The sequence below is a fragment of the Cohnella ginsengisoli genome, assembly GCF_029525555.1.
Classification (GTDB): Bacteria; Bacillota; Bacilli; order Paenibacillales; family Paenibacillaceae; genus Cohnella; species Cohnella ginsengisoli.
On record NZ_JAPDHZ010000002.1, the window covers coordinates 977,150 to 988,850 of the forward strand.

General features: G+C 61.8%; 9 protein-coding genes and 2 pseudogenes. 3 read left to right on the forward strand and 8 right to left on the reverse strand.

Going from position 1 to position 11,701, the window contains the following annotated elements; translation table 11 throughout:
- Positions 1–30: 30 nt before the first annotated feature.
- The 5 genes and pseudogenes from yfkAB to moaA all read right to left on the reverse strand — a co-directional run bounded on the left by yfkAB (position 31) and on the right by moaA (position 5,099).
- Positions 31–1,183, reverse strand: a pseudogene (yfkAB, locus tag OMP38_RS04870) (radical SAM/CxCxxxxC motif protein YfkAB).
- A gap of 113 nt (positions 1,184–1,296) precedes the next feature.
- Positions 1,297–2,322: an HD-GYP domain-containing protein gene (locus OMP38_RS04875; protein ID WP_338130405.1), complete on the reverse strand. Its 1,026-nt coding sequence runs from the start codon at positions 2,320–2,322 to the stop codon at positions 1,297–1,299.
- 314 nt (positions 2,323–2,636) lie between these two features.
- Entirely contained in the window at positions 2,637–3,023 is a 387-nt protein-coding gene (locus OMP38_RS04880) for a 5'-nucleotidase C-terminal domain-containing protein (protein WP_277564107.1), read from the reverse strand.
- Positions 2,989–4,080: a bifunctional metallophosphatase/5'-nucleotidase gene (locus tag OMP38_RS04885; protein ID WP_277564108.1), complete on the reverse strand. Its 1,092-nt coding sequence runs from the start codon at positions 4,078–4,080 to the stop codon at positions 2,989–2,991. The genes OMP38_RS04880 and OMP38_RS04885 overlap by 35 nt, the downstream gene beginning before the upstream one ends.
- A 13-nt stretch (positions 4,081–4,093) precedes the next feature.
- Positions 4,094–5,099, reverse strand: a pseudogene (moaA, locus tag OMP38_RS04890) (GTP 3',8-cyclase MoaA).
- Positions 5,100–5,240: 141 nt separating this feature from the next.
- Between moaA and OMP38_RS04895 the strand changes: the two are divergent.
- From OMP38_RS04895 to OMP38_RS04905, 3 genes are all read left to right on the forward strand, one after another.
- The gene (locus OMP38_RS04895) at positions 5,241–5,993 is read left to right on the forward strand and encodes a molybdenum cofactor biosynthesis protein (protein ID WP_277564109.1); all 753 of its coding nucleotides are present in this window, start codon (positions 5,241–5,243) and stop codon (positions 5,991–5,993) included.
- A complete protein-coding gene (locus tag OMP38_RS04900) occupies positions 5,990–7,048 on the forward strand; it encodes a ThiF family adenylyltransferase (RefSeq protein ID WP_277564110.1) in 1,059 nt (352 codons plus the stop codon). Before OMP38_RS04895 ends, OMP38_RS04900 begins: the two co-directional genes overlap by 4 nt.
- Positions 7,049–7,164: 116 nt before the next feature.
- Complete coding sequence (locus OMP38_RS04905; RefSeq protein WP_277564111.1) at positions 7,165–8,211, forward strand: HD-GYP domain-containing protein; 1,047 nt, start codon at positions 7,165–7,167, stop codon at positions 8,209–8,211.
- Between the two features lie 59 nt (positions 8,212–8,270).
- Here OMP38_RS04905 and OMP38_RS04910 read toward each other — a convergent pair whose 3' ends face one another.
- The 3 genes from OMP38_RS04910 to sufB form a co-directional block, all read right to left on the reverse strand.
- Positions 8,271–9,242, reverse strand: a complete 972-nt coding sequence (locus OMP38_RS04910) for a C40 family peptidase (protein ID WP_277564112.1) — start codon at positions 9,240–9,242, stop codon at positions 8,271–8,273.
- A gap of 67 nt (positions 9,243–9,309) precedes the next feature.
- Positions 9,310–10,095 carry a glycoside hydrolase family 73 protein gene (locus OMP38_RS04915; protein ID WP_277564113.1) on the reverse strand — a complete coding sequence of 262 codons (786 nt, stop codon included), beginning with the start codon at positions 10,093–10,095 and terminating at the stop codon, positions 9,310–9,312.
- Between the two features lie 173 nt (positions 10,096–10,268).
- The gene (gene sufB, locus OMP38_RS04920) at positions 10,269–11,666 is read right to left on the reverse strand and encodes a Fe-S cluster assembly protein SufB (RefSeq protein ID WP_277564114.1); all 1,398 of its coding nucleotides are present in this window, start codon (positions 11,664–11,666) and stop codon (positions 10,269–10,271) included.
- Positions 11,667–11,701 lie beyond the last annotated feature (35 nt).

An 11,701-nucleotide genomic window follows, 5' to 3' on the forward strand; every position in this document is an offset into this window, starting at 1 on the left:
GCGCTCGGCGCCCGCTTGCGCGCGATTCGTCTAAAGGATCGCGCTGCGGCGGGTAAAGTCGACATCCTTATAGTACATGTCGGTCACGAGAAGATTCAGGACCGCAGCAGCCCGCGGCCGGGCAATGGCAATTGAGGCCGCGCTGCATCGGATGCTCCTGCCAACGGCCGAACACGTCGTCCAGGCGTTCGGTCTTGACGTTGCCGAACGGCGGGACGGCCGCAAAATCGGTCACGTATACGTCGCCGCTGAATAAGTTCACGTTGACGCGGTTGCGCCCGTCCGGATCGTTGCGGACGGTGACGTTCGGTTCGGCGGCCAGCCTGCTCAGGAGGCGCCGCTCCAGCGGATCGTCCCCGCAGGCGTAAAACGGCAGCGTGCCGAACAGCATCCACATATCGCGGCGCCGGGCGTCGAGCAGCTCCTCGACGGCTTCAAGCATTTGCCGCTTGGAGATGACGGGCAGCCCGGAAGCGAAGGAGCTCGGGTACATCGGATGCACCTCGTGCCTGCGGCAGCCCATCTCGCCGACGAGCCGGTGGATTTCTTTCATTTTGCCGTGCGTCCGATAGTTGATCATCGACTCCGCCGAGACGAACAGACCGCCGTCGGCCAGCCTCCTGGCGTTGTCCATCATGCGCTCGTACATGCGTCCCGCGGCGCTCGGCCCGACCTCTCGCCCGGTGCGCGCGAAGCCGATGCGGTGAAAGTCCTCGGCCTCCGTATAATTGAAAGAAATATGCATGACGTCCAAATGAGGCGCGATCAGCTCGTACCGGCCGTAATCCAGCGTCACGTTCGAATTGAGCTGCGTGCGGACGCCGCGCGACCGGGCATACTTGAGCAGCGGGATCAGCACATGGTTGACGGTGCTCATGCTGAACGTGGGCTCTCCGCCGGTGAGGCTGATCGTCTCCAGATGCTCGACTTCGTCGAGCCTGCGAAGCATGAGATCGATCGGCAGCGCTTCGGCTTCGGTCATCGTCAGGCTATCGCCGACGGCGCAATGCTCGCATCGCATATTGCATAAATGTGTAACGGTAAATTCAACGCTCGTGAGCGCGTGCTTGCCGTACGCCTGCAGCGAACGGATCGGATCCCACGGATCGTACGCAGGCGACAGCGGCGCGAGATCGGCCGGCGGCGCGAAGGGGGGCGCCCGTCCCGGCTTGGGCGGAGCCAATCATCGGTCATACTCCCTGTCTTGTCTAATGTAATGCTATTGTACCGGGTAAACGCCGGCTAACGCAAACGAAAGCCCTTGGAGAATGGCCGCTCCAAGGGCTCGAATGCGCGTTATGCTTCGGCTAAGGCCGGGCCGTTCGTCACGACGCGGGAGATCATGACCGACAGGTGCTTGGACAAGTCCATGTCGAACGGGGACTTCAGCTCCTCGCCGGCCTCGTTGGTCAGGATCCGCACGATCGGGCGGTGCAGCGTCAGGGTGTTCACGTCCACGATGACCCCGCTCTGTCCGCTGGACAGCTCCACGGTCATGCCGACAGGGTAAATGGCGACCTTGTCTCGGAACAGGCGCAGCATCTCCGTGTCGTACAGCGAATCGCTGCCCGCGTACAAGAGCTCGACCGCCTGATGAGGCAGCATGGCGTTGCGGTAGATCCGGTGGCTCGTCATCGCATCGTACGAGTCCACGATGCCGATCCATTTGGCATAGTCGTGGATCTCGTTGCCTTGGATGCCGCGCGGATATCCCGAACCGTCGAGACGTTCGTGGTGCTGGAAGGCGCAATGCGCGACGATGAGCGGCAGGTTCGGCTCGTCCTTGAGAAGTTGGAAGCCGCGCTCGGTATGGCGCTTCATCTCCTCGAACTCCTGCTTGGACAGCGCCCCCGGCTTCAGCAGCACGTCCAGCGGAATCCGGGACTTGCCCACGTCGTGCAGCAGCGAACCGAGTCCGAGCGTCATCAGCTCGTCCCTGCTATAGCCGCGGGCGATGCCGAGCAGCGACGTGTACACGCAGACATTGAGCGAATGAAGGTACAAATAGTGATCCACGCTCTGCAGGTTCAGCAGCATGATCATGGCGTCGCGGTTGCTGTACAGATCGTCGAGGATCGTCGACATCGTCTCGCGCACGGCTTTGCCGACGTAGGGATAGGTCCCCCGCCGGGAGCTGTCGGCCATTTCGCGGAAAACGTTTTTGACGGTCATCAGCGCGCGCCGCTGCGTCTCCTCGCTGATGAGTTCGGGAATCTCGATGCCTTCGGTCCTCGGGTCGGAAATATAGATGTAATGAATGCCCATACTGCTCAGGCGATTCATCAGTCCCTGGGTCAATTCGACTCCTTCGGCCAGCAACACGATGCCATCTTCGGAGAAAATCTTCTTACCAAGCCTCATACCGGGGAGGCAAGCTGTAACTGGCATCAAGCGCATATTCCTTTAACTCCCCCCCTTGGCGATGCTCGTCCGCAGAAAAAGGCTCTGGCTATATCATCGGAATCCTCTTATGATAATGTAAGAGATTTGACGCCTATTGACAAGATATTCCTTCCTAAAAGTCGACAGCATTCGTCAAAAGTCCTTAAAAACCCACACAAATAGGTCCGCCGTTCGTCATTGATGACGAATCGGCGGACGTTTTGCTTTGCAAGCCATATGCGAGAAGCCGCTGCTTAAAGGGCCGCGGAGGCCGCGCGCTCCGTCCATCGCGGACGGAGGCAATCCGCCACGGCCCGGTGGTCGACCAGCGCCTCTGCGAGGAGGTCGCGGATGAACTCCGGCAGGAAATAGCGCACGACGCGCCCCTGCTTCAATCCGACATAACCGATGCCGAACGTGAACATGTCTAGCGTCCCGACCGTATAAGCACGCGCCTCGTCCAGCGGCTCTCCGTTCACCCGGACGCCGATCACGCGGCTGTAGGGCGGCGCCGCGGGATCGAAGACCACCTCGGCGCCGTCCGTGCACAAGCGCCCCAGCACTTTGCCCCTGAAGCCGAAGCCGTGAAACGCCAGTCCGATGAATTCAGGCAGCAGACTCTCTTCGAATGCCTGCTTCAACTGCGCGCCGGTCAGTTCGATGAGGCACGGATTGATCGGGGGAGGGACAAACGGCATGGATCCGCTCGCGTGTTACCGGCCCGGCCGAGAGTCCGTCCAGCAGTTGCCCTGCGTTGGTCAGCCCGATCTCGGCACCGGTCTTCCGGCGCAGCGCTCCCGCCAGCAGCGTGCCGAGCGGGCTCTCGGCGTCCGCGTCTCCGGCGAGCGGGACGGCCAGCTCCGCGACAGGCTGGGCCATCGCCAGCCTGGCCCTCTGCAGCGCGGCGTCGACGATATCCGCCGTCTCGGGATCCGCCCGCCGGCCTTCGGTCGGAACGGTCCGTCCCTCGATGGCAAGTCCCTGCCCGTCTGGGCCGCGCCCGATCTCGACGGCGCCGACGTAGCGGCCGAACTTGCCGGCCGCGCATACGACCGTGCCCTCGATCCGCAGGGGCACCTCCAGCAGATGGTGCGTATGGGCGCCGAGGATCACGTCGATGCCCGGCACGGCCGCCGCCATCCGCTCGTCCTGACGAAGTCCCAGATGGGAGATCGCCACGACGACGTCGCAGGCAGCCCGGAGTTCGGCGACGCAAGCCGCCGCTTCTTCAAGCGGATCGGACGCTTCCCAGCCGAGCAGCTCGTAAAATTCGTGAAACTGGACCGTGAGTCCGAACAGGCCGACGGTCAGCCCGGCCTTCCGAAGGGTCAGCGTGCGGCGCATCCATGCCGGAGGCCCCCCGGTCGCGGCGAGCTTCAGGTTCGCGCAAACGACCGGAAACGGCGCGTCCTCGTATAGCCGGTTTAATTGGTCGGGCGTATAGGTCAGCCCCTCGTTGTTGCCGAACGTTATCGCGTCGTAGCCGAGCCGCGTCAGCAGCGCCCGGTTCACGGCGGCGTCCGTCCCCTCCGTCTCGATCCGCACGCGGTCCAGATGGTCGCCGCAGTCTACGAGCAGCAGCCTGTCTGCGGACACGGTCCGGCGGACTTCCTTTATATAATCGGCCGCTCTGGCGGCCTCCTCGAAGTGACTGTGGATATCGTTCGTATGAAGCAGGATCAGCTTGCCGCTTTGCACCAACTCTCGCCCCCTACCCCCCGATTTGAGACATTCTGCGCCCCGTCGGCACATGCGACTGGGCATCTCCGGCCAGCAGAGCCGCCATCTCATGGTTCTCGGGCTTAATGCGCATCGCCTTCATGAACAGCTCGCGCATCGCCTCGGGAGAGCCGAGCGCCGGACGGACGCTCAGCTCGTCCACCCAGTACAGGCAAGGCTTAAGATCGCCCTCCGCCGTCAAGCGGAGCCGGTTGCAGTTGGCGCAGAAGTGATTGCTGACCGGATGGATCAGCCCGAAGGAACCCGCGCCGCCCGCGATCCGGAAGTTCTCGGACGGACCGTTGCCCGCTGGACCCTCCGGCAGCGGTTCGTATGCCAGTCCGAGCCGGTCGGCCTCTTCGGCGACGCGCGTCAGCGGCAAATAGTGGTCGCGCCAGCAGGCGTCGTCGTGCCCGATCGGCATATATTCGATGAAGCGGACGTGAAGCGGCTTGTCGGCGCTCAAGCGGAGAAACGTTCCGATCTCGTCCTCGTTTACGCCCTTGAGCAGCACGCAGTTGAGCTTGATCGGTCCAAGGCCCGCACGTGCCGCGGCCTCGATACCCTCCAGCACCTTGTCCAGCCTTCCCCTCCGCGCGATGAAACGAAAACGGGCGCTGTCCAGCGTATCCAGGCTAATATTAACGCGATCGAGCCCGGCGAGCTTGAGCTCGGCAGCCTGCGGCCCGAGCAGCAGTCCGTTCGTCGTAAGCGAGATCTCCTCGATGCCCTCGATCGACTTCAGCTTCGCGATCAATCCCGCGATGCCCGGCCGGACGAGCGGCTCCCCCTCCGGTAATGCGCAGCTTGGATATGCCGAATCCCGCGGCGGTCTTCACCACCTCGGCGATCTGATCGTAGGTCAGAAGGCGTTCCTTATCCATGAACTCCATGCCTTCCTCGGGCATGCAATACAGGCATCGCAGATTGCAGCGGTCCGTGACGGAGATGCGCAGGTACGTATGTTTGCGGTCGTATCGGTCCTTCAGTTCCGTCATCGCGTGACCCTCCTCCAGGAAGCTTGAATCCTCCTCCTGTTATGCTAGCTGACATGGTTATAGCATAACATTTTCAGAAGCATTATGGTATGCTTGGACAAGGCAAACCCTTGTGAAACGTATGGAAGGCAGGGCAAATTCATGACGACTTATAAGTGGAAAATATATTTATTCGCCGGACTGGCGGAGCGTCTCGGTACCCGCCTGCTCGAGACGGAATTCGCCGAGGCCCGGCTCGCGGCCGGCGAGTTGAAGCGGCGGCTCGCGGCCGCCCATCCGGCTCAAGCCGACCTGATCGAGGTGTCGTTCGTCGCGCGCAATCAGTCGTTCTCGCCCGACGAGGCGGAGATCGGGCACGCAGACGAGATCGCGCTGCTGCCGCCCGTATCGGGCGGTTCCGGGCTTGACGCGGTCCACGGGTCCGCCGCGTCGCCCGCCTCGCCATTTGCGATATCGGCGACGGGGCTGTCGGCGGAGGACGTGCTCGCGCTCGTGCATCATCCCGACCATGGCGCCGCGCTCCTGTTCGCGGGGACGACGCGGGAGCTCACGGGCGGTCAACGCACGCTCACGCTCGAATACGAAGCATACGAGCCGATGGCGCTCGCGGCGCTGCGGCAGATCGGCGACGAGATCGGCGAGCGGTGGCCAGGCACGCTGTGCGCGATCCACCACCGCATCGGGCCGGTCGGCATCGGCGAGACGAGCGTGCTCATCGCGGTTTCCTCGCCCCACCGCGCGCCCGCGTACGAGGCGAGCCGGTATGCGATCGAGCGGCTGAAGCAGACGGTGCCGATCTGGAAGCGCGAAGTGTACGCGGACGGCTCCGAATGGAAAGGACATCAGACCGGTCCTTGGGATCCGCTGGCGCCGCTCGCCGGCGAACAGCCATGACCGGGGCGTTCGCGGGAGGCACGGACCGCTACGCGCGCCAAGTTCGCTTCGCTCCTTTCGGCGCCGATGGCCAGGCGTCCTTGTCCGCCAAGACCGCCGCGATCGTCGGCGTCGGCGCGCTCGGTTGCGTCTCGGCCAATCATCTGGCCCGTGCCGGCATCGGCCGCCTCATCCTGATCGACCGCGACGTCGTCGAGCCGACCAACCTGCAGCGGCAGCTGCTCTACGATGAATCGGATGCAGCCGAAGGGACGCCGAAGGCGGTCGCTGCCGCGCGAAGGCTGTCCGCGATCAACGGCAGCGTCTCTTACAAGCCCTACGCGGTCGATCTCAATGCGGGCAATATCGAAACGCTGTTGTCGGACGCCGACCTGGTCGTCGACGGCACGGACAGCTTCGGGGTCCGCTACCTGCTGAACGAGTGGAGCGCAAAGCACGGCAAGCCTTGGATCTACGGCGCGGCCGTCGGCGCCTCCGGCATGACGATGACGATCCGTCCCGGCTCGGGCGGTCCCTGCTTGCGCTGCCTCTTCCCGCAGCCGCCGCGCGGCGGCGCGCTCGATACCTGCGAGACGGCCGGCGTGCTCGGGCCGATCATCGATCTCGTCGCCTCCGTCCAATCGATGGAAGCGATCAAGCTGCTCGGCGGCCGCGAGGACGCGCTGCACGGCGCGCTGCTGCAGACGGACCTGTGGCACACCGGCTGGCAGCAGCTCGGGATCGCGGGCGCCCGAAGGGCGGACTGCCCCGTATGCGGCGCCGATCGAAGGTTCGAATGGCTCGACGGAGACGTCGCCGAACCGTTGACCGCCTCGCTCTGCGGCCGCCAGACGGTCCAGGTATCGCCCGCGGCTTCCGACGCGTCGCTCGATCTGCCGCGTCTCGCCGCCAGATGGGCCGCACTCGGGCACGTGGAGCTGCGCGACTATTTGTTGCGGCTTCGGCGGGCCGACGGCATCGCCTTCGCGCTCTTCCCCGACGGGCGCGCCCTCGTGTCCGGCACGGACGATCCGGTTCGCGCAAGGCGGCTGTACGCCGAACTGCTCGGCGAGTAGTCCTACTCCTTTTCGACAAAAATCAATTGCAAGCGGCCGGTATACTTTGGTAACATATGGTTTGAAAGCGGTTATCCGACGTTGATGCCGCAGAAGACCATACGGCGAGGTGCGCGATGCGAATTCACATTACCGATTTGCAAGCAGGCGATCAGATCTCGCAAGATATTTTTAATGCGTACGGCTTGCACGTCCTGTCCAGCGGCGCGATATTGAACGAGCATGATTTGTCGCGTCTTTACCAGCACCGGATCGACTATGTCGATATCGAGCAGCGCGTCTCCCCTTCGTTCGAAGCCGCGGAGACCGCCGCCGACCTGTTCCCGCCCGAACTTCACTACAAGTTCGAAGACGCCGTCGCGGGGTGCGAACTGCTATTCAAGCAGGCGATCGCGGAAGGCAGGATCTCCGAGGAGGACGCCAAGGAGAGCTTTCAGCCGCTCGTCAGGCATTTTCAGGAGGAGCGGGACGTCGTGTCGCTCATGCTGAGCATGCACACGCAAGACGAATATACGTACCAGCACTCGGTGCAGGTCGGCATGCTTAGCTTCTATATGGCCAAGTGGCTGGATTGGAGCCACGAGGACCAGATCCGGGCGGGCATGGCGGGATTCCTGCACGATATCGGCAAGAGCCGAATTTCCGAGGAGATCTTGAAAAAAAGCGGGACTCTGACCGAAGCGGAATTCGAGGAGGTCAAGCAGCATCCGGTGCACAGCTACCGGATCCTGACCGACTCGTATGCGGACGACGGCATCGCCGTCGCCGCGCTTCAGCACCATGAAAGGCGCGACGGCTCGGGATATCCCGAGCGGCTGCAGGACGAAGCGATTATGCCGATGTCCAGAGTGATCGCCATCGCGGATATTTACAGCGCCATGAGCTCGGACCGCGTCTACCAGGAAAAGCGGGATTTGCTCTTCGTATTGAAGGAGCTGTACCGGCTGAGCTTCAACGAATTGGATGCGGAGATGACGCAGACGTTCATCAACCGGATGATTCCCAACTTCATCGGCAAACGCGCGCAGCTGTCCGACGGCCGGTGGGGAACGATCATCATGACCCACCCGACGGACCCGTTCCGCCCGCTTATCCACGTCGACGACGCGTTCATCGACCTGTCCGTCGAACGCGATCTGGAGATCGATCGAATCTCGACGTGAATGCGGCTAGCCCCGGCCCATATCGGCCGGGGCTTTTCTATGCGCTTGCCGCAGGCCGCCTAGAGGAGCCGCTTGGCATACAGGAACGTATCCTGCCAATACGCTTTATCGATATCCGTGATCTGCACCCCGTCCTCCGGCTTCGGGCTCGAATGGAGCATTTTGCCGCCACCCATGTAGATGCCGACATGACCCACCGTCTTGTCCGCCTTGAACCGGCCCGGCACGTAGAAAAACATCAGGTCCCCGGGCTGCAGTTCGTTTCTGGACACCGAAGTCCCGTGTTGAGCCTGTTCTCTGGCTGTACGGGGCAGTTGAATGCCTTTGTCGGCGAACAGGTATTGGACGAACGAAGAACAGTCGAACGTTCCCGTCTGCCGGTAGTCGCCGGTTCCGAAGTCGTATTTGACGCCCAGATACTTTTGTCCGCGCGCAATGATATCGGCCGCGTCGCTTGAAGCGGAGGCGATCCGCAGTTTTCCGCCGTTTGCCCCGCTAAGCGCGGCATCGCCGAAAGGCGTGCCGCCGTGGCCTGCATCATGACCGAAGGCTCTAGGAAGCAAGGAGATGCTGCCGCCGTTCGTCCGCATCGCGAGCTCTTTGCCGAACAAAACGGGCAGCCCTGCAGCCGGAATGTACAAGCTGCCGTTTTCCTTTACCGCCGGCGCCGGCAGCCGGCTTTGCTTTCCATCGGCTTGCACCCGGCTGTCTCCCGTCCGGAATTTCCACCTTGGGTCATGATCGCCCAGACCGTAGCTGCCGTCGTGCAGCCACTTTCCGGTATATCCCGCCGCCTGAGCCACGTCAGCCAGCGATACATAACCGGTACGGTGGATGCTGCGCAGTTTAATGACGCTGCTCTCGGCTTTCTCCTCGGCTTTGGTTTGCTCCGCCGACTTCACCCGCACCGGCGCGTATCTTTGGCTTAGATTGGCCGTATCGCCCGGATTGTCCGTACATCCGGCGCCTGCCAGCAGCGCTGCCGCCGCTATACCCGCGCAAGTCGCCCTTGCGAACATACGATTACGCATGCTTAACCATCCCTCCGAAGGTCCCATCTAGAAATTCCTTCGTTAGGATGGTTGTTCGCGGCCGGATTTATGCCGTTCGACAGCTCCGGTTTGCGATGAGGACGCTGAGGTCGCAGGCCTTTCCGTTCAAATCAACTTTTTTACGATGCAATAGGGTCAGCACACGATAAAAGTCATAACTGCCGCCCAGCGGCGTATCGATCAGGTTCGCTTCAACGGCAGCCTGCACGGCGGCGGCGGCCCAAGCCGGCGGCTCGGCGATGATCTGTCGGTTTTCCGCTTGGGCAAGCCGGTCGGCGAGCGCTTTGATCTGCGCCGTCTGTTCGCTAACCCGGTTTTGAAGCTGCTCGAATTGTTCCCGCTCCTCCTTCGTCATCGGTGCGTCCTCCCCTTCAATGTCGTCATATTTCATCAGTCCATATCGCTGAATCAGCTGTAAAATCTTGTTGCAATAGGCCGGATCGGTCGCGTACCCGCTGAACTGGAGCGCTTCCGCCTGCTCCGCGGCCGTCTTGGCGGCGCGAAGACGGGCATACCTGGCATTTCCGAACAATTGGTCCTGGTCTTTATAAAAATCGTACACGCTGTCGTAAGCGCGCCATGTCTGCTGGACCTGGACGCGTTTTCCGTTTATGAATTCCCAAGTCGGCGAGGTGTAGGTCTCGCCATGCCACCACTGGTTAGGCATACCGCCCCCAGCCTTCATGCCGCCTAGATTATAGTGTTCGTCGATTTTGCCGCCGGTCTCCAGCAAGTTCTGTGCAAGTCTGACGCTTGGGAAAAGCGGCGAACCTTCTTGTCGCGCCCGCTGCGCATGCGGACCAAGCAGGCCAAAGAACGTTTGCCTGTCCAATTCAACACCTCCCTCGGTTTATGTATGATATTCGAGGCGTGCCTTCTTCATCGCGGCGCCAATCCAGCATTCGTTGCTTGCATGACAAATAAAAAAAGAACCCGTAGAGAAGCTCTACGGGTTCCAGGTTTGACGTTATTGGATCGAGGTCGAGTCCGGGACGGTTGGCAGCGTTAGCCGATGCTGCCTTCCATCTCGAACTTGATAAGCCGGTTCATCTCGACCGCATACTCCATCGGCAGCTCCTTGGTGAACGGCTCGATGAAGCCCATGACGATCATCTGCGTCGCTTCGGCTTCGGACAGGCCGCGGCTCATCAGGTAGAAGAGTTGGTCTTCGGATACCTTGGAGACGGTGGCCTCGTGCTCGAGCGTGACATTGTCGTTGAAGATCTCGTTGTACGGGATCGTATCACTCGTCGACTGGTTGTCGAGGATGAGCGTGTCGCACTTGATGTTCGCCTTGGCGCCTTCGGCGTTGCGGCCGAAGGAAGCGAGTCCGCGATACGTCACCTTGCCGCCGTGCTTGGAGATCGACTTGGAGACGATCGTGGACGTCGTATCCGGCGCCAGGTGAATCATCTTCGCGCCTGCGTCCTGGTGTTGGCCCTTGCCGGCGACGGCGATCGAGAGCACCATGCCGCGGGCGCCGCGGCCCTTCAGGATGACGGCCGGGTACTTCATCGTCAGCTTGGAGCCGATGTTGCCGTCGACCCACTCCATCGTCGCGTTCTCTTCGGCGACGGCGCGCTTGGTGACGAGGTTGTAGATGTTCGGCGCCCAGTTTTGGATCGTCGTGTAGCGGACGCGGGCGTCCTTCTTGACGATGATCTCGACGACGGCGCTATGCAGCGAATTCGTGCTGTACACGGGCGCCGTGCAGCCTTCGACGTAGTGAACGAAGCTGCCTTCGTCCGCGATGATGAGCGTGCGCTCGAACTGCCCCATGTTTTCCGAGTTGATGCGGAAGTAGGCTTGCAGCGGGATCTCGCACTTAACGCCCTTCGGCACGTAGATGAAGCTGCCGCCGGACCATACGGCGCTGTTCAGCGCGGCGAACTTGTTGTCCGCTGCCGGTACGACGGTCGAGAAGTACTCCTTGAAAATCTCCGGATGCTCGCGCAGCGCCGTGTCGGTGTCGGTGAAAATGACGCCTTGGGCTTCGAGATCGGCTTGCATGGAGTGATAAACGACCTCGGACTGGTACTGGGCCGAGACGCCGGCAAGGAACTTCTGCTCGGCTTCCGGGATGCCCAGCTTGTCGAACGTCGCCTTGATCTCTTCCGGCACTTCTTCCCACGTCTTGCCTTGCTTCTCCGACGGCTTGACGTAGTATTGGATGTCGTTGAAGTCCAGTTCGTCCATATCGCCGCCCCAACGCGGCATCGCCATCTTGTTGAACTGCTCCAGCGACTTGAGGCGGAAATTCAACATCCACTCGGGCTCGCCCTTCATCTCCGAGATCGTGCGTACGATCTCCGGGGTCAGGCCTTTGCCGGATTGGAATACGGCCTTGTGCTCGTCGCGGAAACCGTACTGGTACTCTTCCATTTCGGGCATTTGCTTCGCCATGACGATTGTCCCTCCTTCATAGTGTTCGTGCTTTA

What these genes read in the sequence shown, in the direction of transcription:
- OMP38_RS04895 (WP_277564109.1), top strand. Translation starts at nt 5,241, where the DNA reads ATGACGACTTATAAGTGGAAAATATATTTATTCGCCGGACTGGCGGAG.
- OMP38_RS04910 (WP_277564112.1), bottom strand. Translation starts at nt 9,242, where the DNA reads ATGCGTAATCGTATGTTCGCAAGGGCGACTTGCGCGGGTATAGCGGCG.
- OMP38_RS04905 (WP_277564111.1), top strand. Translation starts at nt 7,165, where the DNA reads ATGCGAATTCACATTACCGATTTGCAAGCAGGCGATCAGATCTCGCAA.
- sufB (WP_277564114.1), bottom strand. Translation starts at nt 11,666, where the DNA reads ATGGCGAAGCAAATGCCCGAAATGGAAGAGTACCAGTACGGTTTCCGC.
- OMP38_RS04900 (WP_277564110.1), top strand. Translation starts at nt 5,990, where the DNA reads ATGACCGGGGCGTTCGCGGGAGGCACGGACCGCTACGCGCGCCAAGTT.